The sequence below is a fragment of the Amycolatopsis arida genome, from assembly GCF_900115565.1.
Lineage (GTDB): Bacteria > Actinomycetota > Actinomycetes > Mycobacteriales > Pseudonocardiaceae > Yuhushiella > Yuhushiella arida.
Genome location: NZ_FOWW01000012.1, coordinates 25267 through 45635 on the forward strand (window position 1 = coordinate 25267; position 20369 = coordinate 45635).

A 20369-nucleotide genomic window follows, 5' to 3' on the forward strand; every position below is an offset into this window, starting at 1 on the left:
GAGGACGAGTCGCTGTCCGGGTTGGTGTGGCTGGCCGCGCTGGTCGGCGCGGTCGGGCACGTACTGGCGGTGCTGCGCCGGGAGGGACCTTGCCGCGTGATTACCGGGCACGCTGACTTGATCACGGGGTGCCCGGATGCGGTTCCGCCAGCGACAACAGTGCTCACATGGCTTCGATCTGGATCAACTGCTGCTCCACAGGCGGATCGGTGACGGGCAACGCGTTCCCGCTGGAACGTCCGCAAGGGGTCGCTAGCCGGGCGTCTCGTCGCGCTCGCTTCTTTGCGCGAAGCGCTGGAACTGCCCTGCGTGTATGTCGCTTACCCATTCCCAGCCAGGCTCGGCCGATGAGCCGATCCGCGGGTCTTCGGGAACATCCCCGGCACGCAGGGCATGTACGTACGCGCGATCCTGTTCGATCCTTGCGCTTACCTGACCAGCTCTGCCGACGGATCCGTGACCCGGGACGACGGCATCAACGTCGTCCGCCACGTCTTCGAGCAGTCGCAGCCCGACGAGGTAGTCCTCGATCGGGTCATTGGTGCTGTTCACGTCGTCGAGCATCGGAATGAACACATCAGAGAGCATGTCGCCGGCAACGAGAACCCCGCGTTCTTCGATCAACAGTGCCGCATGGCCCGGGGCATGCGCCGGATGCTCAATAATGCGGACTTGAGGGCCATCCCAAGGAATCTGCGCAGTTTCAACAGGCAGACCCGTAATGAGGCCGAACAGGTCCAGTGGTACCTCTTCGGCGATTTCCGGCGGTAACCCCTCGGAAACGCGGGCCTTCCATCCGGCGCTCGCCAGCAGATCTTGCATAGCAGCCGCACAGCGGGCTGTCCCGTAACGAGGCGCTTCGCCAAGTTCGGGATGCCAGAGCACGTGATCCCAATCAGGATGCGTCGCGAAGCCTGCTACAACGGGCTGGCCCAACTTACGAAGGTCATTCGCCAGGCAGACCATCTCATCGCCGCGGATCCCGGGGTCGATCAGCAACACGCCGGCCCGGCCCTGCACGACAACAGTGTTGTTCCGGAGCGACTCGCTCTGGTGGATCAGCACACCCTCAGCAACCTGCGTCAGCATGAGGCTCCTCCTCCGCTTGTAGTTTGCACCGCCGTCCGAGACGCCCGGTCCGTACCGCCTCCGCGGGGTCATAGTCGAGGAAGGTGACTCCGTCGGCGGGTCTCGCGTCGTCGAGGTGGTGGGTGAGCACGAAGATCGGTCCGTCCCAGTCGCCGCCGTATGGGGCGGCCCCCGCTCGTGGCGGCGATGTCCCAACCATCCCTACCCCCGAGCACGGCGCCCGTGGTCGTGACGTACTCGCCTTCCAGGCCCGGGCGGTTTGTCCCGACCATCCAGTCCATCGCGTGGTTCGGGCTCGCCACGAAGCCGTCCAGCGACATCGTGAAGTGCCGGAGCACCTTTCCTTCCGTGGTCTGCGGCTTGGTGTCGTTCATTCATGGTCTCCTGTCGTGGGTTGTGTTGTCACCCTGGCTCAGCCCAGAGCCAGGGTGACAACTGCGAGGGTGCAGATGCCGATGCCCGTTCGCTGCCTGGCGCAGACCCGCTCTCCGAGCACGCCGGCCGCGAGCAGCACGGTGACGGCCGGGTAGAGGGAGGCAAGGACTCCGGCGATGCCGAGGCTCGCCGCTCCGGTAGCGACCATGAACGCGAGGGTGCCCGATGCGCCGAGCACGCCGGAGGCACTGCCCCAGCCGACCACGCCTGCGACCATGCCGCGGCGGGGACGCCAAGGCTGTCCGAGGCTCGTGGCGGCAACCATGGTCAGGATCGCGCCGATCAGTTGGTTGGCGGCCAGCGGCAGCAGGCCGGCGTCAGCCGAGATCTGGGCGAGTGCGATGAACAGAACCCCGAAGCCGACGCCCGCGATGGCGCCGTCGACGAGCGCTCCCCGCGTGCGCGCCGGTCGATCCGGTCGATCCCATGTGGTTTCGCGGGAGACCAACCAGATCCCCGGAAGTGCGGCGAGCACACCGACCCAGACCAACCAACCAGGACGCTCGCCGAGGACCACACCCACCAACACGGGCAGGACCGCGGCCCCGACCGCCGAGATCGGCGCCACGAGGCCCATCCGGCCACGGGCGAGCCCGCGGAACAGGAAGATGCTGCCGGTCGCCGAGCCGACTCCGGCCAGCAGCGCCCAGGCGAAGTCCGACGCGCCGGGCTACCCGGCAGCAACCGGCCAGCCACGAGCATGACCAGCGCGCCAGCCGACTGCCCGACCAGAACGACTTGCCATGAGGAGTACCGGCGCGAGCCCACGCCGCCCGCGAAGTCCGCGGCGCCGTACGCGAGAGCCGACGAGAGCGCCAAGATGATTCCGAGGTTCATGGCATCGATCCTGAGGTCGATGCGGTCCAGTCTGAAGGTCCACTCGCGGACCCACGGAGCGGACCATTTGGTGTACTGGTGGCATGATGGTGGACTGGACGCGCGGTGGCCCCGACGTTCTGGTGGTGCTGGACCGCCGCGCTGGACCGCTCGGGATTCAGATCCAGGACCAGCTGCGGGCGGCGATCCGCGACCGACGGCTCGGCGCCGGCGAACGCTTGCCGTCGACTCGACGCCTGGCCGAGTTGCTCGGCGTCTCCCGCGGCACCATCGTCGATGTTTACGAGCAGTTACTGGCCGAGGGATATGTCGAGTCGGCGGTCGGCTCCGGGACGCGGGTGGCCGCGATGCCGGCCGGCGGGCCGGCCGGGCAAGCGCCCGGCGTCGTCGCGGCCTCGTCGTCCCGACCGATCGAGGCCGACTTCGAGTACGGCATCCCGGATCTCGGCTCGGTGCCGTTGACCGACTGGAGTTGGGCGGTGTCGAAGGCGACGCGGACCCTTCCGACCGCCGAGTTGGGTGACGAGGATCCGGCCGGTTCGAGGCACCTGCGAGAGGTTGTCACCGCCTACCACCGTCGCGTTCGGTCGGGCTGCGCGGTCGCCGAGGACGCCGTCGTCGTCTCCGGTTTCCGGCAGGGACTGGCTCTCGCCCTCGCGACGCTGGCACAGCACGGCATCCAGCGCATCGCGCTGGAGGATCCCGGCCCTCGCGAGCACGACGTCATCGCCCGCCGCGCGGGTCTGGACGCTGTGCCGGTTCCCGTTGACGACCACGGCCTCGACGTGGGCCGCCTGCGCGAGACCGGGGCACGGGCGGTGCTGTTGACACCGGCCCACCAGTGCCCCACCGGTGTCGCGCTCGGCCCGTCGCGGCGACGCGACCTGGTTGCCTGGGCGGACGAGGTCGACGGGGTGATCCTCGAGGACGACTACGACGCCGAATTCCGATACGACCGTCAGCCGGTCGGCTCACTGCAGGGCCTCAACCCGGCCCGGGTGATCGCCCTGGGATCAGTCAGCAAGACGCTCGCACCCGCGATCCGGCTAGGCTGGGTGCTCGCGCCACCGCGGTTCGTGCCGGGGATCGTCGAGGAGAAGCGGCTCAGCTCTCGCGGCGCCCCCGGCCTGGACCAGGAAGCGCTGGCGCTGCTCATGGAGTCGGGCCGTTTCGACCGCCACTTGCGACGCGTGCGGGAGATCTACCGCGCACGCCGGGATGTGCTGGCAGCCGAGGCCGAGGCCGCCTTCGGGCCGGGCCGGTTACACGGGCTGGCGGCCGGCTGTCACGCCCTGCTGCGCCTCTCCGACGGGACATCCGAGCGCGCCGTCGTGGCGACCGCAGCGACCATGGGCGTCCGAGTCAAGGGACTCGCCCACTACCGGTTCGCGCCCACAGGCGCGGAAATCGAGCAGCGCCCGCCCGCTCTCGTACTCGGCTTCGGCAACGTCAGCGAACTCCAGATCCGCCGCGGCATCCGCACCCTCGCCAAAGCCGTCCGACACCAGACCGCACCCTGACAGACGACAACGCCACGCCGACATCGTCACCTACCTCGACCATCGCGTCACTGGCCACTTCGCCACCCGGCAGACGCTCCAGACGATCTCTCACGGGCGAAAGCGACAATTACCCAATCGCGACTTGCGCGGTGCAGAACATGCTGAGTTCCGTCGGTTGATGTCTGCTGTTTAGCTCCCAGGCGCTTCCAGGTGTGAAGGCGGTGACGCGTTCGACGATCGCGGGTACGGGGCCGACCGTGACGCGGCGAACAGTTCCGAGAGCGCCGGGGACGGACTCACCGTCAGCGTGGACAGGCAGCCGCGGGCCCCACCCGGTGATAGCGGCGTGGTCGGCCGCTGCGGCCCGCACCCGATTGGACGGCTTGTCGACGACGGTGACGGCATGTGCTCGCATTGATTTGCTCATCAGAGTTGGTCTTGCTAGGTAGTGGATGCCGTGGCAGCCCGCCTCCGCTCCGCCGTCGCGACTGAGCGACGCCGGGTGCTGAGCCAGATCACGACGAGGAGTGCCCCTTCGGCGATGTGCACCCAGGTGCCGACAACGTCGACGCCGAGGTGGTGCCGCACATCGGGGCCGCCGACCAGGCCGACGGCTCCCCAGACGAGGTAGTAGAGACCGCCCAGCAGGGCGTAGGAGGTCGCCCGGGTCCTTCTGGCCACTGCGACCATCCCGATTACGCCCGTGATCAAGTGGCACGCGAGGTGGCAGCCGTTGACCGTGACCGGGATGAACCCGACCAGCTCCGTGGTGCAGGAGGCCATCGGCTCGGAGAAGACCGTCGGGCAGGTGAGGTAGCCGGCCGGTCCGTTGGTAACCCGGCAGCAACGACGCACCTTCACCACCGCAAGTTGATCTTCTCAAACACGCTCTCAGTCCGGAACGCGAGGACTACCTGCGGACGCAGATCGCGCACCGATTAGGTTTTCGCGCCGCGCCCGTCTGTACGTGTGAGATCGACTCACGAGAGGCTGGCATGATGCGGAGACTGACCTTTGGCATGAATGTGACCCTGGACGGCTACATCGCCGCGCCCGGCGACGACCTCGGCTGGAGTGGGGGTGAGGGACCGGACTCGTCGCCGAGCGACGAGCTGTTCCAGTGGTGGTCCGACCGGGTGGCGGCGACGGGCCTGGCGCTGTATGGGCGCAAGCTGTGGGAGACGATGAGTTCCCACTGGCCGACCGCCGACCAGCAGCCCGGCGCCACACCGGCGGCGATCGAGTTCGCCCGCCGCTGGCGGGACATGCCGAAGATGGTGTTCTCCTCGACGACCAGCACGGTCGACTGGAACACCCGCCTGGTCACCGGCGACGCGGTCACCGAGATCACCCGGCTCAAGGCCGAGGACGCCGGCCCGATGGACATCGGCGGCGCGACGCTCGCCGGGGCGGCCATGCGGGCCGGGCTGATCGACGAGTACGTGCTGGTCACCGTGCCGGTCTTGGTGGGCGGCGGCACGCCGTTCTTCACCGGGCTGGACAGCTGGGTGAACCTGAACCTCGTGGAGACCCGGACGTTTCCCGGCGGCGTGGTGCTGACCCGATACGAGACGAGGCGATGAGCACGGGCCAGACGATCGGCTCGTGAGGTCAGGTCGAAATCCTTCCTGGCGTGCTCACCGTGACCCTTGGCTATGAGGGAACCTTCCCCGGCCCTTTCCTTGCGTTCCGAGTGAGCTGTTGACCGACTCGCTGGAGATGAGGACGACGGCGTCGTTGATCGTGACGATGTTCTTCGGGGCATGAAGACGCCCCGCCGGCAACGCTGTCAAACGCCGGCGGGGCGGTGGTGTTCGCGTTGTCGCGTTGGTGTTCAGCCGGTCGGGGTGCTCATTCCGCGGTGACTTCGGTGAGGCCGGCCCGTGCGCTGGACTCGTCGACGATGGGGACATGTGTGATCACAGTGTCGGGGGCAGGTCCAGCCATGGTTTGTCGGTGGCGTCGAATCCGGTGAGCTCGGCGATCTTCCCGTCCGCGATGCGCAGGACCGCGATGGCAAATAGCCGGTACTCCGGGTCGTCGGGGGTGCGGAGGTACAGCACGGCGGCAGGCATGCGGTTGACCGTCGTGGTGATACCGCGCCAGTCGTCGTAGCCGCGCTGGAAAAGCCCGCCGGAGACCCAGCCGTCCACCGCGTCCTTGGCCGTCCTGATCACGGTGCCCGGCTCGGGCAGCATCGCGAAGCGCAGGTCGTCGCGCAGCAGGGAGATCAGCCCGTCGAGGTCGTTGCGCTCGTGGGCGTCGATGTACGACTTCACCACGCCGCGCTCGTCATTCGACAGCTCGTGGGTGGCGGGGCTCCGCCAGTCGAGGCGGCGGTCGGGCAGCTGCTCGCGCATCGTCACGCGCGCCCGCTGCAGTGCGCTGGTCACCGATGCGACGGTCAGCTCAAGGGCGTTGGCGGCCTTCGACGCCGGCCAGCCGAGGACGTCGCGCAGGATGAACACCGCCCGCTGCCGCGGCGGCAGGTGCTGGACGGCGACGATGAACGCCAGCTCGATCGTCTCCCGCGCCACCACCGATTCCTGCGGGTCCTCGGGGAGCATCCGGTCGGGGTACGGCTGCAGGTACGGCACCTCGGAGCCGGAGTCCGACAGCTCGGAGGGTACGGGTGTGCGGTCGTTGCGCTTCTCCAGGAAGTCGAGGCAGACGTTCGTCGCGATCCGGTACAGCCAGGTCCGCAGCGCAGCGTGGCCCTTGAACGACTCCCGCTTGTTCCACGCTCGCAGGAACGTCTCCTGCGTCATGTCCTGGGCGTCCTCGTAGTTCGCGAGCATCCGGTAGCAGTGCACCTGCAGCTCACGCCGGTGACGCTCCGTGATGAGCGCGAACCGTCCCGTATCGCCTGAGCGGACCACCGCGATGAACGTGGCCTCGTCGGCGCCCAGCGGTCTAGCGTCGGTCATGGTCATCAATCCTTCCACCGGTGCGAGGGGGCTACCAGAACTGACGGCATGGCGGAGGATTTCTGATCGGTGAAGCCGCTGACACCGGGTCGTTCGTCAGGGCGGATGGGCCGGGTCGATCCAGGGGAGGTGCTCCAGGTCAGGCACACCCTCGATGTCGAGGTGGGGGTCGCCGTAGTACCCGGTGAACACCTCGTCCAGCGCCCGCATCAGCATCACCGGGCCAGAGGCTTATGCCTTTCCACCACGCCATCGTCACCGGGCTAGCAACTTCACGCGGCCAGCGGAAACACCCAAACGAGGTGGGGCCAGAACCACTTCAACTTGCCGAAATCAGATCTGAGCGGTGCGCTGACGTTGCCTACCTGCTGGTCTGTGGCGGGCCGCTGAACGACTCAGCACATCGCGGCGGCTGTGGGCACTGTCGGCGACCGCTACTGGAGGCGGTCATCAAACTGCTCAAGGCGTCCGGCCTGACCTGAGGGGCTCGATAGCGCGTGCCCGCTGGCCAGTAGCCAGATGCTGCGAGCGTGGAGTCGCTGGTCCGAGTGCTGCGCGGCGCTGGCATCGTGTCATGCCGACTCGCGTTCGACGGGTCAGGTGTCGGCGTGCCGGCGGGACAACTCGGCGGCGCAGCCGGCGCGGGTGTTGCCCGCGATATCGTTCCAGGCCGTTGCGGTCTCGGTGTGCAGGTTGAGCAGGTCGGACAGCACTGTCGCGGGAAGTTGGGCGGCCAGGTCGATCAGCGCGGTGTTGCGGCTTAAGTCCACCCCGGCCTGCCGGTAGAGGTCGACGCAGAACTCGTAGTCGACCAGGTGCCAACCCTGCACCACCGGGGCCCAGGCACCTCCGGCGCCAACTCCCGCAGCCGCAAGAAGTTGGTGACGGTGCGGTCTTGATGCTCGCGCACGCACAACCCGGTACGAGCGAGCATGACCGGCTCACACATCCAGTCCTGCGAAGCGGCGAAGTCCAGCCCGCCGATCCTGTCGAGGTAGTACCGCACCGACTCGACGTACTGGTCGGCGGTGGTCCGCCACCGGCCGTACAAGCTCAACTCGGTGAACCCGCCGTTCCCCAGCACCGGCTGTCTCATGAAACGGCTGGCGCCCTTCCCGGTCGGCCGCGGCGTGGCTCCTCGCTCGCGCCACGAACAGCGCTCAGAAGCAGGGATGACCGTTGCGGCGTTTGTGATCTCGTGCTGGGCTTTGTCGTTGGCACGTCCAGATCGCTTCCGGCGCATATGGCACAGTCGTCACCGTGCCGTTGGATGATCTGCTGGACTGGCTGCCGGCCTGGTGTGTAAACCAGTTGGGGGACGAGCCGGTCAGCGTGCTGTTCGAGCAGCGGTCGATATCGGCGGTGTTCGGGCTGCGGTTGGCCGATGGGCGGGACGTCGTGGTGAAGGCGCGGGAGGACGACGGCCGGGCCGCGTCGTGTGTTGCCGCGCAGGCCCGGTTGGCGGAGCGGGGGTTTCCGTGTGCCCGGCCGCTCACGCCCGCGGTCGGCGTCGATGCGTTGGCCGTGCACGCCGAGGAGTACCGGCCCGGCGGTGAACTGCTGCGTGGCGATTCGCCGGAGGTCGCCGTGCGCTACGCGGCGGTGTTCGCCCGGCTGATGGCCGAACTGGCCGACATGACCGTCGCGCCTCCGGTGCCGAGCCCTCGCTGGGTGCGCTGGGACCACACAGATTCCGGGCTGTGGCCGGCGATCGGATTCCTCGACCAGCGGGACCAGAGCGCCGTGCCCGCCTACGTCGTCGACACGGCCGCCCGGGCCCGCGAGCGGTTGCTGGCCGCCGACCTGCCGCGTGTTCTGGGTCACGCCGACTTCGAAGCGCAGAACCTCCGTTGGCACGACAGCCACGTGTGGGCCGTGCATGACTGGGACAGCCTGGCGTGGCAGCCAGAGGCGGCACTGGTGGGAGCGGCGAGTGGAGTGTTCCCCAAGACCGGGCCGGCCACACTGCCACCGATCGAAAGTTCCGAGGCGTTCTTGGTGGCTTATCAGGACCTTCGGGGGCGTCGGTTCACCGCGGAGGAGCAGGAGATCGCGTGGGCGGCCAGCCTGTGGCCAGCAGCGCACGACGTCCGATGGGAAGCACTGCTCGGCGATCCCCCGGTGTCCGGTGACGCCGTCCGCGCGCAGGCAGCCGAACGCCTCCGCCGAGCGAACACCTAGCCACCAACGCCCAGTGGACGGGAAGCACAGGAGACGAGCAGGCGCAGGGCTTTGTCGGCGGGTGAGTCGAGGTTCGGCGGCGTAGATGGTGATGGTGAGATCGCCAACGGCGGAGTGGTGGAAGCGTTTGGTGCCGGTGCTGTGGTGGCGAACGTTGTGGGCGCCCCAGCGAGTGCGGAATTCTCTCCGACAGGCCAGTCACACTGTCACAACCGCCGATTTGGGTGCCCAACACCACATCCCGGTGAGAACCCTCAGCGTTCAAGGGAACGCCTATGTCAGAGAACCGAGCACACAACGATTGGGAAGAAACTCACGAACGCTACCGCAAAAGTTTCTAACAGAGACCGCTAGCCGCGCAGAGCATTCGGCGCGCAGCTCAGATTCCTGGACCAATTCCGAGTCCCGGCACCCAGCCGCGTTCACCGATTAGCGGCCAACACTGCCCCGAGGCCTTCTTGCAGATCCTTGACGAAATACTCGGGAACCTCCAGCGACGGGAAATGTCCTCCGATTTCGGGCGTCCTCCATCGGACGATCTGTCGGTACCGCTCCTGCGCCCAGGGGCGCGGACACTTCTCGACGTCGCGGGGATACATAGTGAGTGCTGACGGGACGTCGACCCGCAGTTCGGGGTCCAGCGAGTTGTGGCTTTCGTAGTAGATGCGGGCCGCCGACGCGCCGGTCCGCGTCAGCCAATACAGGGTGACGTCGTCAAGAACGCGGTCCCTGGAAATCGTCTCGAACGGGCTGTCTTCGGTATCTGACCACTCGGCGAACTTGTCAAGGATCCAGGCAAGAAGCCCGACCGGTGAGTCGACGAGCGAGTAGCCGATGGTCTGCGGTCGGGTCGCCTGCTGCTTCGCGTACGCCGCGCGGTGGCGCCAGAAATCGCGGGTTTCCTCGATCCATTTGCGCTCGGCCGCCGTCAGCCCGTCCGTTGTCAACTCGGGCGGTCCCTCCGCGAACGTTGTGTGGATGCCGAGAACGTGCGCCGGGAACCGGCCGCCGAGAACCGTGGTGATATTACCTCCCCAGTCGCCGCCGTGGGCTGCGAACTTGCCGTAGCCCAGCCTTCCCATCAGTTCCACCCATGCGGCCGCGATCTTTTCGGTTCCCCACCCGGTGGTGGCCGGCTTGTCGCTGTAACCAAAGCCTGGTAGCGACGGGACCACGACGTGGAACGCCGGCGCGTCTGCATCTTTCGGATCTGCCAGCTCGTCTACTGCATCGATGAACCGAGCAATGCTGTCTGGCCAGCCGTGCGTCAAGATCAGCGGAGTGGCATCCGCGCGCGCGGATCGGCGGTGCAGGAAGTGGATTCCCAGATCATCAATGGTCGTCCTGAACTGGCCGATACGGTTGAGGCGCTCTTCGAACGACCGCCAGTCGTACCCGGTGCGCCAGTAGTTCACGACATCGACGAGGTCGGCGAGAGGAACGCCCTGTTCCCATCGGCGAGGGTCGGGCGCGGCGCGATAGACCGTCTCGGCCTCCGGTAGCCGCGCCGCGGCCAGTCGCGCGCGCAGATCGTCGAGGTCAGCGTCAGGTGCGTGGGCTTCGAATGCGTGCACGTCGCTGGTTGGGCGGGGCATGAGACCTCCTGGCCATCGCGGAGCCGGCTACGACCTGTCGCGAACCGGCTAAGACGGTTCTAGCATGTCTTCATGCCTGCGTGCAACCGGTCTTTCAGGAAGGTCGCTGGGTCGGGGCGCTTGCGGCGTTACCCGTGACCAGGCTCTCTGGGTGCGCTGGCGGGCATGGCCGGGTGCCAGCTGGCGCTGCCGGGCTACGCGTCTCTGAGGTTTCTCGTGAGTGGACTGGGTCTGGTCAGGCGGGTTGCGTTGTTGGCGGAGATCGCCACGACCGCCGCTGCCCAGGGCCAGGTTGCAGGTACGCGCATCCGTCGCCTGCGAGCACCGAGAGTGAGTCGGGCTGGGACGTGCGGGAATCGGTAGCGCATGGCCTTCGGCTCGCACGCGGCCAGGACCTGCGCGTCGCCAGTCAGAGCGAGCAGTCGAGTCCAGGCGACCAGGTCGGCGGCGATCTGGGCGAGCATCGACCAGGTGGCGTTGATCGCGAGCTCCCGCGACGGGAACCTGCCCAGCCCCGAGTCTTTGGCGTGCCGGATGCGGTCCTCGTGGACGATCGAGGCTAAGGTGGTTCCATGCGTGCTGGGTTCCCTGACTTTCGCCTCGGTAACGTGCTGGCGACCAGCTTCACGGCGACTCTGACGGAGCGTCATGGCAACGCTGTGGAGCGCATTCCCACGCCGCAGCGACTCGTCGACTGGCTGGCGGTGAACGGCCTAGCCGTGGACTCCTGCACCACCGCCCAACTCGAACTCGCTCGGGAACTGAGGGAATCAATTCACGCCGCCGCGACAGCGACCGCGACCCAGGACGCTCTCCCTGCGTCTGCCGTCCAAGTCATCAATGACCGCAGCATTCAGGGTCGGGCCTCGGCTATCCTGACGCCCGAGGGCAATCGTCAATGGCGACTTAGTTCGGCTTCCCGCGTAGAAGATGCCCTAGGCGTAATCGCCGCCGACGCGATCAGCATCATCGCAGGCGAACGAGACGGAAGATTGGCCTTGTGCGCATCGCCAACCTGCCAAGCCGCCTTCTTCGACACCAGTCAAAGTCGCACCCGCAAATGGTGTGACATGAACACGTGTGGGAATCGTCAGAAGAAGGCGCGCTTCAATGCCAACCAGCGCAAGAACCGGACTGCCGCACGGACGGGTGTCATCTGATCTGGCTTGTTAGCCGCCGCACCCGTGGTCGGGCTCTGCACGTCGGCCCGGCCAGCTACTGCTGGTTCCGCGACCCAACGAAAGCGCTCTGCCTGCGACTGGCCGAACCACACAGGCGACACGGCCGCTGATCGGACTTTGCGACTCCGCCCGCTGCCCCCAGGCCACCCACCACGCCTGCCACCGCCCGGTATGGGCCGAGCAGGCCACCACCTTCCAGGCATTCCTCGGCAACCCACGAGTCCCGAAAGGTGAGCAAGCCCGGTTGCGCCGCGAGCACGACCGGGTCCAGCGGGTGCTCCACAACATCGACGAGGCGACCAGCACCGCGGTGAACACACCGACACGCCCCTCGGCTCCCACGGACCTTAGGAGGGGCGGTGCGCGACAAGAACTGCTTGCGGAACTCGCTCATCCGGGTCGCACAGCCACTGGGCCTCGATTTCGAACCCAGCGTCACGCAACCAGGAGGCCACCTTGTCCGGCTGACGGCGGTGGACATAGACCGTCATCGGGTGGCCTCCATAACCCTCCGTCTTCAACCTCGAGGTGTTACCAACGTGAAACCCGAGTTGCAACGGTCCGCCTGGACGCAATACTCGGTGGAAGTGCGCGAAGACTGTCGGCACCTCGTCGTCGGGGATGTGAATCAACGACCACCAGGCGAGCACGCCGGCCACCGAAGCGTCGCGGAGGTGCAGGTCCGTCATCGAGCCCACCTCAAACCGCAAGCCGGGGTAGTCACGCCGGGCCACGTCGATCATCCCTGGAGAAAGATCGATGCCGAAGGCGTCGACACCGAGCCCGTGCAGGTGGGCCGTGACGTGTCCAGGGCCGCAGCCGACGTCCGCCACTGGCCCCCCGCCAGCGGCCCGCACACGATCGGCGAACACCGCCAGAGCGGCGCGAAGGTAAGGGTCACCAGCGATGGCGTCACGCAGTTGGTTGGTATAGCTGACCGCGACCGTGTCGTAAGAGGTTCGGGTGTCAGCCAACCAGTCGTCCGTCGTCACGACCGACACGATATTCCATGACCACGATCTCGTCGGCGACCGACGCGAAGAGGCCGGTCACCGGGCGCCAACAGGCCCAGAACTCCACCACGTTTCCGCAGACCGCAATGCAGGAGAGCACATCATGCCACTGACCACCGAACAACGCCGCCGCAACGAGGCCAGCATCCGCGCTGCGATGGACCGCCTACTGCTGGGGCAGCTTCCGCCCCGCGGTGGTTGCGACCTCAAGACTCTCGCACGAGAAGCCGGGGTCGGATCACCAGGCTGAAAGACGAGACCGCCAAGCTCGGTGAACGCGTCCAGGAACGCGATGCACAGATCACCGAGCTCGCCGAGTTCAAGGAACGCGCGTTGTCACAACTCAGCGCGCAGCACGAAGAGATCCTCCGGCTTCGACAGCTCGCCGACTCGCCGAACAACCTCCGCAGTATCCCTGCCAGGAAGTCGAGGATCACCGGATTATGCGGCTGAACGAGGACCTGTTCCAAGGGAGTACTGCGACACGACATCACCCCTCCACCGACCGCAAGTCGGATCGTCTAATGTGGACGCGCACGGCTCCGATGGGCTTCACTGGCTGGTCGCAACGCGACACGCTCACAACGGGACACGGCCACTGCCGCGACAACCGGCGCCAGTCCACTACCGAGATCACCACCCTGGTCACCGTCCTGGCCTCGCTCGGGTTGCGCCCGCACGGCTTCGGTGTCAAAACCGGCGGGCTAACCCGGTACGGGCCGCTGCTGGCCTCAGCGGGCTCCCTGGCCTGGAGCTACCGAGCCCGCCGCAGCCCCCCGCTGCCCGGCTGCACCGCCCCCAAGAACTGCGCCGACTGCCCCCGCTACGCCGCCGCCCGCTGGCGCCGCGCTGTGCTCGCCCACCTCGCTGCCGCGCGAGATCGCGGAGCCCAAACCGCCCTGCTGGTCCACCACGGACACCCTGCCCCGGAGGAGGCTGCCTGATGGTCGACCCTGCCCGCCCGCTGCGGGTGGTGCACCCGGTCTCGGACCCGGACGCGCTGGACGCGGCCGAGGCCGAGGCGATCGTGCAGGTGGCCCGCGCCCGCGGGGAGCTGCCCACGCTCGACCCGGCCGTGTTCGACTGCTACCTCGGCCACCTGGTCCACCAGGTCGAGCCGACCAGCGAGGCCGACCCGGTGGCCATCCTGGCGTCGCTGATCTGCGCCGCCGGGGTCTACCTGGGACAGGGACCGCACGTGCGGGCAGGCGACGACCCCCACCCGCTGCTGGTGTGGCCGCTCATCATCGGCCGCACCTCCGCCGGCCGGAAAGGCACCTCGTGGTCGACCGCACGCCGGCTCATCGCCGCCGCCGACGACGAGTTCACCCGCACCAACATCAAATCCGGGCTGTCCTCCGGCGAGGGCTTGGCCCAGTGCTTCGCCCTGCCCGACAACGCTGACCCGGCCGGCGGCGAGCGGGACCTGCGGCTGATGGTGATGGAGTCCGAGTGGGCGGGGTCATGGCCAAGATGCGCCGCGAAGGCAACTCGCTGTCAGCGATCCTGCGGGCGGCGTGGGAAGGCGGCGACCTGTCCACCCTGACCGTCACCCAGCGCGTGCTCGATCAGCTCGTCGACGCCAGCCGCATCACCCGCAGTCACCGAACCCGCCCCGGCGGCGGCCGACCCACCGAGCTCTACACCGCCCGCGCCCCCAACGACGCGAACACCGCGAACCAGCGAACAGACCCCCCGACCAGCACAAACACGGGAAGCAAAGTTCGCACCCCGCGAACTTTGCTCCACAAGAACCCGCAGGCCACCACCAAAGTTTGCAAGTTCGCAGAGTTCGCCACCCCACCAACCCCCACCCGAGGAGGAGATGCGCCATGCCACCAACCGCTGCCACCCACAGTCACCGCATGGAGGAGCACCGCCCACGATGGCAAGCCGCATCCGCAACTACCTCAGCATTGCCGAAGTCTGCGCCGAACTGGACATAGCCCGCTCGACCTTCAACGACTGGCGCACCAAGGGACGCGCGCCCCGCTGCATCAAGCTGCCCAACGGCAGCATCCGCATCCGACGCGCCGACCTCGACGCCTGGGTCGAACAGCACTGCGAGGAGGCCGCCTGATGTCGACGACGTTCGACGTTCGGATCTGGAAGCTCCGCGAAAAGGTTGGGCGCCGCGGTCGGAAGTCCTACACGGTGCGCTGGACGGTGGCCGGTCGTGAGTGGTCGAAGTCGTATGCGACGAAAGCGTTGGCCGAGAGTTTCCGGGCCAAGCTCGTCACCGCGCAGAAGGAGGAGGAGGCGTTCCGGGCTGTCGACGGCTTGCCGGTGAGCGCGGGCCGCGAGGTCGACGAGCGGTCCTGGTTCGCTTTCGCGCAACAGTACGTTGACATGAAGTAGCCAAGGGCTGCGGCGAAGTCCCGTTCGGGTAACGCCGACACGATGGCGACCGCGACGCTGGCCATGCTTGCAACGACGCGTGGAAAGCCCGACGACACGGTGCTTCGCAAAGCCATGACGGGGTGAGCGTCGGGGCGCAATGCGGCTCGCGGCCGTCGAGGTCGTGCTCATCCTGCTGACCATCGCCGTGACGATGGCCTGACACAGACGCCACCGCCCGCCTGGTTCGGGCCCCACCGCTGAGCCCCGTCTAGGTGGCCATTGGCTCCCCGTTGCCCGGTGCTCCCACGCTCTCGCCGAGTTCGCCTCCGACTCTGCAGCGCAGCACGACGACGAGGTCGCCTACCGCGCAATGCTCGACACGCTCAAACAAAGCCGTCGCGGGTAGGCGTCGACGCGCGCGAGCCTGTTCCGCCTCGCCTCCTGGTTCAGGGCGTCGGTCAGGTGGGGACGTAGACGGAGATCGCGGCGAAGTCAGGCGGCCCAGTCGTGGAGGGTGTCGCCGAGGGGGTCGCGGTGGGCGGTTTCGGGGTCGAAGGCGACCACGCGACGACGATCCTCGATGGCGAACTGGACGCCGAAGAGGTCCTGGCCGAAACAGAACAGGTTGTCGGCCAGGCCGTGGTAGGTGTGTTTCCAGGTGTGGGCCGCGTTCCAGGTTTGGAGCTCGGGGCCGACGCCGGGGTCGCCGGCGCGGAAGATCTGGACGCCTGCGTTGCCGAGGTAGAAGCCGTTGAGCCGGGACAGCAGCCCGGCGAGTTCGGCCAGCGGCTCGCTGTCGGCGTCGAGCTCCACTGGGCGGGGCTGATCGTGGCGGGCCTGCAGACCAACGTCTGCGTCGAAGCCACCGTACGCGCCGGACTCGCCCACAACGTCGAGGTCGCCGTCCCAGACGACGCCGTGTCCACCGACGGTCCCGACCTCCACTACGCCGCGCTCAACTCCATGCGCGTGCTCTACACCGAAATCGGCCCCCTGGCAGGAACTTCTCGCCCCCGACGCTGCCTGGGACCGGGCCTTCACCACCCCCGACTACGGCCGCAACCCCGACTACTGGACCGAAACCACACCCGGCGCACGCTGAGCAGCCTCGCTCCGGTCGCGCAACCCGATGGCAGCGCTGGCGCGAACGTCAGAACGACTCGTCGCTCCACGCCCTCGCGCGGGTTCGCTATGGTGCGTCCAGCATCGTGAGCCGTGGATCGTTCGGCTGCTGACCTGTGACTACTGAATCAGCGTGCGAGGAGACCATGACGGAACCAGCAGCCGGCGATCCGGGCCAGACCGTCACCGCGGCAAGCCACGCTCACCGCCACGTGATCACATGGTTGGACCAGATCGGCGCGCTCCGACGGACGGCCGGCAGGCGCCGGGGTTGGCAGTACGGCAGATGCGAGGACCTTCTCCTCGACAGCCTGAGCTCCAGATTCCTCGTGCTCGAACACGGCTGGTGTGCTACCTCCTCAGGGGAGGTCATCGACCCGGCCTGGGGCACCGACGGAGCCGGCTACCTCGGCATACCCCTCGCTCCTGCATTTCGGGCACGAGTCGCGCGCCGCGCAGGCTGCGCGGCCATCATCCCCACCCACGAAGCCGACCCTGGCGAATCCTCCGCGACGGCCTCCCCACCAACGCCGTCCTGCCGATCGCGGGCATAGACCCCACACCGGCTCTCTGATCCGCCCCAGGACGCCGGTTCGGAACCTGTAGTGCTGCCCGACACGCCGAGAGGTTCCGAACCGCCGCCATGGCGTGTTGCGACCCGCGGAACCGAGTAGGAATGCCTCCAACCACTGGCCAGACGTAGAATCCCTGGTCATCCAGGGCAGCGCCGGCCCTCCAGGGCCGGCGAGGATCGCAACTGGAGGGCGCCAGCCACCTGCCCAAACCCGCCAGCGCAGCACCGGCCCTCCAGGGCCGGCGAGGATCGCAACGAACACCTCGGCGCGCTGATCTGCGGGGTACGCACCGGCAGCGCTGCCGGTGAGACGCGCGGAGATCGACCAGGCGTTGTGGCTCATCATGGGGCGTGGGTGTGCTGCTCGTTGTGGTCGCATGGTCTCGTGGTGTGGTGGGTGCGGGTGGAGGTGGTGTGGTGGGGCGGGGAGGGCGGTCGGGGGGATTTCGCGAGGTCTTGGCGTTGGGGGAGTTTCGGGCGTTGTTCGTCGCGCAGTGGGTGACGGTGGTGGGGGACCAGCTGGCGCGGGTGGCGTTGTCGGTGTTGGTGTTCGGTCGGACGGGGTCGCCGGGGTGGGCGGCCGTGGTGTATGCGCTGACGTTTCTGCCGGACTTGGTGGGTGGGCCGGTGTTGTCGGGGTTGGCTGATCGGTTTCCGCGGCGGTCGGTGATGGTGGTCGCGGACGGGGTGCGGGCGGTGCTGGTGGGGTTGATGGCGGTGCCGGGGATGCCGCTGCCGGTGGTGGGGGTGCTGGTGGTGGGAGTACATCTGCTGAACGCGCCGTGGAACGCGGCGCGGGCGGCGCTGGTGGCGCAGGTGGTGCCGGGTCGGGGGTTGGTGGCCGGGATGGGGCTGTTGTCGATGGTGTTGCAGGGCGGGCAGGTGCTGGGGTTCGCCGGTGGGGGTGCGTTGGTGGCGTGGTTGGGACCGTCGGGGGCGCTGCTGGTGAACGCGGTCAGTTTCGTGGTCTCGGCGGTGCTGGTGGGGTGGGGGACCGGTCGACGTCCGGCGGCGTCTCGTCCCGCGGCGTCCGGCACTGCACGGCGTGGGGTGTGGTGGCGGCAGGTGCGGGCCGGGGTGGGGTTGGTGTGGTCGGACCGGCGGTTGCGGGCGTTGGTGGCGTTGGGCTGTGTGTCTGGGTTCTACGTCGCGGGGGAGGCGCTGGCCGCGCCGTATGCCGCTGAGCTCGGCGGCGGGTCGGTGGCGGTGGGGTTGTTGTTGGGCGCGTTCGCCGGCGGGAGTGTGATCGGGATGGTGGTGCTGGCCCGGGCGCCGGACGCGAACCGCGAGCGGGTGCTGGTGCCGTTGCCGATGGTGGCGTGCGCGGTGCTGCTCGGCTGCGCGGCCGACCCGAGCCTGCCGGTGACGTTGGGGATCTTTCTGGTCTCGGGAGTGGCCAGCGCGTACAACGTGGTGGCTTCCACGATGTTCGTGCAGCACGTACCGGACGAGCGCCGCGGGCAGGCGTTCGGCTTGGCGATCACCGCGTTGCGGGTGTCCCAGGGCGCGGGGGTGGTGCTGGCCGGTGCGTCAGCCGAGTACCTCGCCCCCCACGTGGTGGTTGCCGGCGCCGGCCTGCTGGGCACGGCGGCCGCGGGCGCCGCCGGGTGGGCGTGGCACCGGGCCGCTCTCCGGCCCGCCGACCGCCCGGCTGGGTGGCGATCGGCGGCCGGTGAGGCGTCGGACTAGCCCCTGGCCGGGGCAGGTCAGAAGCGGGGCCCGGGCACGCGGCGCGGATCGGTGCGACGGGCCCAGTCGGTGGGTGCGGTGCGCACCGCCCAGTCCGTGGGCAGCTCGCGCACGGCCCAGTCGGTGGGGGAGCGGCGCACGGCCCAGTCGGTGGGCGCGGTGCGGACGGCCCAGTCGGTGGGGCAGGACCGGGTCCAGTCGGTTGGCCGCTGGCCGCGGCGCCGGTTGCTGGGCAGGCCGGTCTGCAGGGCGCGGATGTTGATCGACATGGGTTGCCTCCGGTGCGGTGGGCACGCGGTGTGACCGGAGCCCGGTGGACCATCCGGCCTAGTGACACACCGCGTGCGGTCGATTACGATGACGAACCTCCTGGATTCGCCGGGAGAAGGGGCTCCGCGTGGAATTGTCCAAGGTGCGAAGACCGGAACCCAGCTCAACCACCCCACGGTTGGGTTGCGATCCGCGACATTGGGCGATGTGGCGGTTGACCCGGCCGGCACTGGTCTACCTCGTCGCCGTCGAAGCGGCCGCCGTCGTGGCGATCGTCGCGACCGCGACCTTGGTGCCCATCACGTCCCAGGCGTTGGTGTGGTGTGGGCTGCTGGTCGCGGCGGAGGTCGTGCACCTGGAGGCCGTGCAGCGCATCGAGCGGATCCGGGAACTGGGCGCCGAGGGCCGCCCCCACATGCACCTGCAGTCGATCTGGATCTTCGCCGGCCTGCTGCTCCTCCCGCCGCCACTGGCCGTCCTGGTGATCGTGATCAGCTACACCCACTCCTGGCTACGGGTGTACCGGCGCCGCAGCCTGGTGCACCGCAAGGTGTTCTCCGCGGCCACCGTGGTGCTGGCCTGCGCCGCCGCGGGCGCGGTGCTGCACCTGAGCACCGGCCAACTCGCCCCGTTCATGCCCCACATCGACGGCCCAGCCGGCCTGGCCGGCCTGCTGCTGGCCGGCGTCGTCTACTTCGGAGTCAACTACGTGCTGGTGATCCTGATGATCATCATCACCAACCCCGACCAACCCGGCCGTCACGCCCTGGGAAACCCGTCCGACGTGCTCATCGTGCTCGCCGCCGTCGGCACCGGATGCGGCACCGCGCTGGTCGTGACCGCGCGGCCATGGTTGCTGCCCGTGTTCCTGGTCCCACCGATCGCCCTGCACCTGGGCCTGCTGCTGCCCCAGCTCCAGACCGCCGCCCGCTCCGACTCCAAGACCGGCATCCTCGCCCCCGAGTTCTGGTCCGAACTCACCCGCCGCGAACTCGTCCGCGCCGAACGCCTCGGATCCACCGCCGGCGTACTCATGATCGACATCGACCACTTCAAGCAGATCGACGACGGCAACGGCCACCTCGCCGGCGACGAAGTCCTGCGCGCCATCGCCACCGCCATCACCGACTCCGTCCGCAGCGGCGACTACGTCGGACGCTACGGCGGCGACGAGTTCGTCGCCCTCCTCCCCGGCGTCACCGACACCGAACTACTCACCATCGCCCGCCGCGTCAAAGCCACCATCGCCGCCCTCGAAGTCCCCGTCCCCATCCCCACCCCCGGCAAGCCACCCACCGTTACCGGCCTCACCGCCTCCATCGGCGCCGCCCTCTACCCCCACACCGCCAACGACTACACCAGCCTCCTCCACGCCGCCGACGACGCCGCCTACACCGCCAAGAACACCGGCCGCAATCGGGTCGTCATCGCTCCCCCCTCACCCACGCACCCCCACATCCCCCTCCAGATCTCCCCCGAGTCGTAACAACCGTGCCGCACACCGACACGGTCACTGCAGCCTGAGAAATGAGAAGCCCGCCTTCGAACTCGACTACAGCCCCTCGCAGCACCCTTCAACTGCAAGCCAAGCTCCCGACATCATCGACCGGGCGT

At 68.2% G+C, this 20369-nt stretch carries 23 protein-coding genes and 1 pseudogene; 11 read left to right on the forward strand and 13 right to left on the reverse strand.

The window, feature by feature from the left end; translation table 11 throughout:
* Positions 1–252 precede the first annotated feature (252 nt).
* Both BM051_RS25685 and BM051_RS25695 read right to left on the reverse strand, forming a co-directional pair.
* Positions 253–1089 carry an MBL fold metallo-hydrolase gene (locus BM051_RS25685; protein ID WP_092535800.1) on the reverse strand — a complete coding sequence of 279 codons (837 nt, stop codon included), beginning with the start codon at positions 1087–1089 and terminating at the stop codon, positions 253–255.
* A gap of 412 nt (positions 1090–1501) precedes the next feature.
* Positions 1502–2101 (reverse strand): EamA family transporter, encoded by a 600-nt coding sequence (locus BM051_RS25695; protein ID WP_092535803.1) that lies wholly within the window; start codon positions 2099–2101, stop codon positions 1502–1504.
* Between the two features lie 343 nt (positions 2102–2444).
* Here BM051_RS25695 and pdxR point away from each other — a divergent pair, with 343 nt between their 5' ends.
* Complete coding sequence (gene pdxR / locus BM051_RS25700; RefSeq protein ID WP_092535807.1) at positions 2445–3881, forward strand: MocR-like pyridoxine biosynthesis transcription factor PdxR; 1437 nt, start codon at positions 2445–2447, stop codon at positions 3879–3881.
* Positions 3882–4304: 423 nt separating this feature from the next.
* Here pdxR and BM051_RS25705 read toward each other — a convergent pair whose 3' ends face one another.
* Positions 4305–4727 carry a DUF4383 domain-containing protein gene (locus BM051_RS25705; RefSeq protein ID WP_134046020.1) on the reverse strand — a complete coding sequence of 141 codons (423 nt, stop codon included), beginning with the start codon at positions 4725–4727 and terminating at the stop codon, positions 4305–4307.
* Positions 4728–4861: 134 nt separating this feature from the next.
* Between BM051_RS25705 and BM051_RS25710 the strand changes: the two genes are divergently transcribed.
* The gene (locus BM051_RS25710; RefSeq protein WP_092536049.1) at positions 4862–5446 is read left to right on the forward strand and encodes a dihydrofolate reductase family protein; all 585 of its coding nucleotides are present in this window, start codon (positions 4862–4864) and stop codon (positions 5444–5446) included.
* A gap of 336 nt (positions 5447–5782) precedes the next feature.
* Here the strand turns inward: BM051_RS25710 and BM051_RS25715 are convergent, their stop codons facing one another.
* The 4 genes from BM051_RS25715 to BM051_RS30725 form a co-directional block, all read right to left on the reverse strand.
* Positions 5783–6790 (reverse strand): RNA polymerase subunit sigma-70, encoded by a 1008-nt coding sequence (locus tag BM051_RS25715; protein ID WP_092536052.1) that lies wholly within the window; start codon positions 6788–6790, stop codon positions 5783–5785.
* A 96-nt stretch (positions 6791–6886) separates the two neighbouring features.
* Positions 6887–7009: a hypothetical protein gene (locus BM051_RS30405; protein ID WP_279587026.1), complete on the reverse strand. Its 123-nt coding sequence runs from the start codon at positions 7007–7009 to the stop codon at positions 6887–6889.
* Between the two features lie 377 nt (positions 7010–7386).
* Complete coding sequence (locus BM051_RS28725) at positions 7387–7623, reverse strand: hypothetical protein (protein ID WP_134046022.1); 237 nt, start codon at positions 7621–7623, stop codon at positions 7387–7389.
* Entirely contained in the window at positions 7551–8033 is a 483-nt protein-coding gene (locus tag BM051_RS30725) for a deazapurine DNA modification protein DpdA family protein (protein ID WP_424923258.1), read from the reverse strand. The genes BM051_RS28725 and BM051_RS30725 overlap by 73 nt, the downstream gene beginning before the upstream one ends.
* 17 nt (positions 8034–8050) lie before the next feature.
* On the opposite strand from BM051_RS30725, the gene BM051_RS25725 reads away from it, so the two are divergent.
* A complete protein-coding gene (locus BM051_RS25725) occupies positions 8051–8971 on the forward strand; it encodes a phosphotransferase (RefSeq protein WP_092535816.1) in 921 nt (306 codons plus the stop codon).
* Positions 8972–9103: 132 nt separating this feature from the next.
* Here BM051_RS25725 and BM051_RS30540 read toward each other — a convergent pair.
* The 3 genes and pseudogenes from BM051_RS30540 to BM051_RS30545 form a co-directional block, all read right to left on the reverse strand.
* Positions 9104–9169: pseudogene (locus tag BM051_RS30540) on the reverse strand (hypothetical protein); the annotation flags it as partial.
* A gap of 224 nt (positions 9170–9393) precedes the next feature.
* Complete coding sequence (locus tag BM051_RS25735; protein WP_092535819.1) at positions 9394–10566, reverse strand: epoxide hydrolase family protein; 1173 nt, start codon at positions 10564–10566, stop codon at positions 9394–9396.
* A 194-nt stretch (positions 10567–10760) separates the two neighbouring features.
* Entirely contained in the window at positions 10761–11216 is a 456-nt protein-coding gene (locus BM051_RS30545) for a transposase (protein ID WP_092535822.1), read from the reverse strand.
* Here BM051_RS30545 and BM051_RS25745 point away from each other — a divergent pair.
* Positions 11139–11726, forward strand: a complete 588-nt coding sequence (locus BM051_RS25745) for a CGNR zinc finger domain-containing protein (protein ID WP_092536055.1) — start codon at positions 11139–11141, stop codon at positions 11724–11726. The genes BM051_RS30545 and BM051_RS25745 overlap by 78 nt on opposite strands.
* A gap of 368 nt (positions 11727–12094) precedes the next feature.
* Here the strand turns inward: BM051_RS25745 and BM051_RS25750 are convergent, their stop codons facing one another.
* Entirely contained in the window at positions 12095–12739 is a 645-nt protein-coding gene (locus tag BM051_RS25750) for a class I SAM-dependent methyltransferase (RefSeq protein WP_092536058.1), read from the reverse strand.
* 566 nt (positions 12740–13305) lie between these two features.
* On the opposite strand from BM051_RS25750, the gene BM051_RS30730 reads away from it, so the two are divergent.
* The 4 genes from BM051_RS30730 (at position 13306) to BM051_RS25775 (ending at position 15118) form a co-directional block, all read left to right on the forward strand.
* Positions 13306–13704 (forward strand): deazapurine DNA modification protein DpdA family protein, encoded by a 399-nt coding sequence (locus tag BM051_RS30730; protein ID WP_424923263.1) that lies wholly within the window; start codon positions 13306–13308, stop codon positions 13702–13704.
* Entirely contained in the window at positions 13704–14306 is a 603-nt protein-coding gene (locus BM051_RS25765) for a hypothetical protein (protein ID WP_243859339.1), read from the forward strand. The genes BM051_RS30730 and BM051_RS25765 overlap by 1 nt, the downstream gene beginning before the upstream one ends.
* 339 nt (positions 14307–14645) lie before the next feature.
* Entirely contained in the window at positions 14646–14840 is a 195-nt protein-coding gene (locus tag BM051_RS25770; protein ID WP_092536060.1) for a helix-turn-helix transcriptional regulator, read from the forward strand.
* Positions 14840–15118 carry a hypothetical protein gene (locus BM051_RS25775; RefSeq protein WP_177217004.1) on the forward strand — a complete coding sequence of 93 codons (279 nt, stop codon included), beginning with the start codon at positions 14840–14842 and terminating at the stop codon, positions 15116–15118. The genes BM051_RS25770 and BM051_RS25775 overlap by 1 nt, the downstream gene beginning before the upstream one ends.
* Positions 15119–15592: 474 nt before the next feature.
* On the opposite strand, the gene BM051_RS29470 is transcribed toward BM051_RS25775, so the two are convergent.
* Positions 15593–16045, reverse strand: coding sequence for a hypothetical protein (locus tag BM051_RS29470; RefSeq protein ID WP_218151706.1), 453 nt, complete (start codon positions 16043–16045; stop codon positions 15593–15595).
* On the opposite strand from BM051_RS29470, the gene BM051_RS30735 reads away from it, so the two are divergent.
* Together BM051_RS30735 and BM051_RS25785 are read left to right on the forward strand one after the other, a co-directional pair.
* A complete protein-coding gene (locus BM051_RS30735; RefSeq protein ID WP_208325881.1) occupies positions 15929–16312 on the forward strand; it encodes a cysteine hydrolase family protein in 384 nt (127 codons plus the stop codon). The two genes, BM051_RS29470 and BM051_RS30735, sit on opposite strands and share 117 nt — an antisense overlap.
* A gap of 946 nt (positions 16313–17258) precedes the next feature.
* Positions 17259–18485 (forward strand): MFS transporter, encoded by a 1227-nt coding sequence (locus BM051_RS25785; RefSeq protein ID WP_243859343.1) that lies wholly within the window; start codon positions 17259–17261, stop codon positions 18483–18485.
* Between the two features lie 17 nt (positions 18486–18502).
* Here BM051_RS25785 and BM051_RS25790 read toward each other — a convergent pair whose 3' ends face one another.
* On the reverse strand, positions 18503–18754 hold the full coding sequence (locus tag BM051_RS25790) for a hypothetical protein (protein ID WP_092535828.1): 252 nt from the start codon (positions 18752–18754) through the stop codon (positions 18503–18505).
* Positions 18755–18960: 206 nt separating this feature from the next.
* Here BM051_RS25790 and BM051_RS25795 point away from each other — a divergent pair, with 206 nt between their 5' ends.
* The gene (locus tag BM051_RS25795; protein WP_092535831.1) at positions 18961–20241 is read left to right on the forward strand and encodes a sensor domain-containing diguanylate cyclase; all 1281 of its coding nucleotides are present in this window, start codon (positions 18961–18963) and stop codon (positions 20239–20241) included.
* The last annotated feature ends 128 nt before the right edge of the window (positions 20242–20369 follow it).

Bases quoted from the DNA above. Each gene is read 5' to 3' on its own strand.
- BM051_RS25795 (WP_092535831.1), top strand. From the start codon at position 18,961: ATGTGGCGGTTGACCCGGCCGGCACTGGTCTACCTCGTCGCCGTCGAA.
- BM051_RS30725 (WP_424923258.1), bottom strand. From the start codon at position 8,033: ATGCGCCGGAAGCGATCTGGACGTGCCAACGACAAAGCCCAGCACGAG.
- BM051_RS25685 (WP_092535800.1), bottom strand. From the start codon at position 1,089: ATGCTGACGCAGGTTGCTGAGGGTGTGCTGATCCACCAGAGCGAGTCG.
- BM051_RS30545 (WP_092535822.1), bottom strand. From the start codon at position 11,216: ATGACGCTCCGTCAGAGTCGCCGTGAAGCTGGTCGCCAGCACGTTACC.
- BM051_RS25745 (WP_092536055.1), top strand. From the start codon at position 11,139: ATGCGTGCTGGGTTCCCTGACTTTCGCCTCGGTAACGTGCTGGCGACC.
- pdxR (WP_092535807.1), top strand. From the start codon at position 2,445: ATGATGGTGGACTGGACGCGCGGTGGCCCCGACGTTCTGGTGGTGCTG.
- BM051_RS25765 (WP_243859339.1), top strand. From the start codon at position 13,704: ATGGTCGACCCTGCCCGCCCGCTGCGGGTGGTGCACCCGGTCTCGGAC.
- BM051_RS25770 (WP_092536060.1), top strand. From the start codon at position 14,646: ATGGCAAGCCGCATCCGCAACTACCTCAGCATTGCCGAAGTCTGCGCC.
- BM051_RS25735 (WP_092535819.1), bottom strand. From the start codon at position 10,566: ATGCCCCGCCCAACCAGCGACGTGCACGCATTCGAAGCCCACGCACCT.
- BM051_RS25715 (WP_092536052.1), bottom strand. From the start codon at position 6,790: ATGACCGACGCTAGACCGCTGGGCGCCGACGAGGCCACGTTCATCGCG.
- BM051_RS25775 (WP_177217004.1), top strand. From the start codon at position 14,840: ATGTCGACGACGTTCGACGTTCGGATCTGGAAGCTCCGCGAAAAGGTT.
- BM051_RS30730 (WP_424923263.1), top strand. From the start codon at position 13,306: ATGGGCTTCACTGGCTGGTCGCAACGCGACACGCTCACAACGGGACAC.
- BM051_RS25695 (WP_092535803.1), bottom strand. From the start codon at position 2,101: ATGGGCCTCGTGGCGCCGATCTCGGCGGTCGGGGCCGCGGTCCTGCCC.
- BM051_RS25790 (WP_092535828.1), bottom strand. From the start codon at position 18,754: ATGTCGATCAACATCCGCGCCCTGCAGACCGGCCTGCCCAGCAACCGG.
- BM051_RS25710 (WP_092536049.1), top strand. From the start codon at position 4,862: ATGCGGAGACTGACCTTTGGCATGAATGTGACCCTGGACGGCTACATC.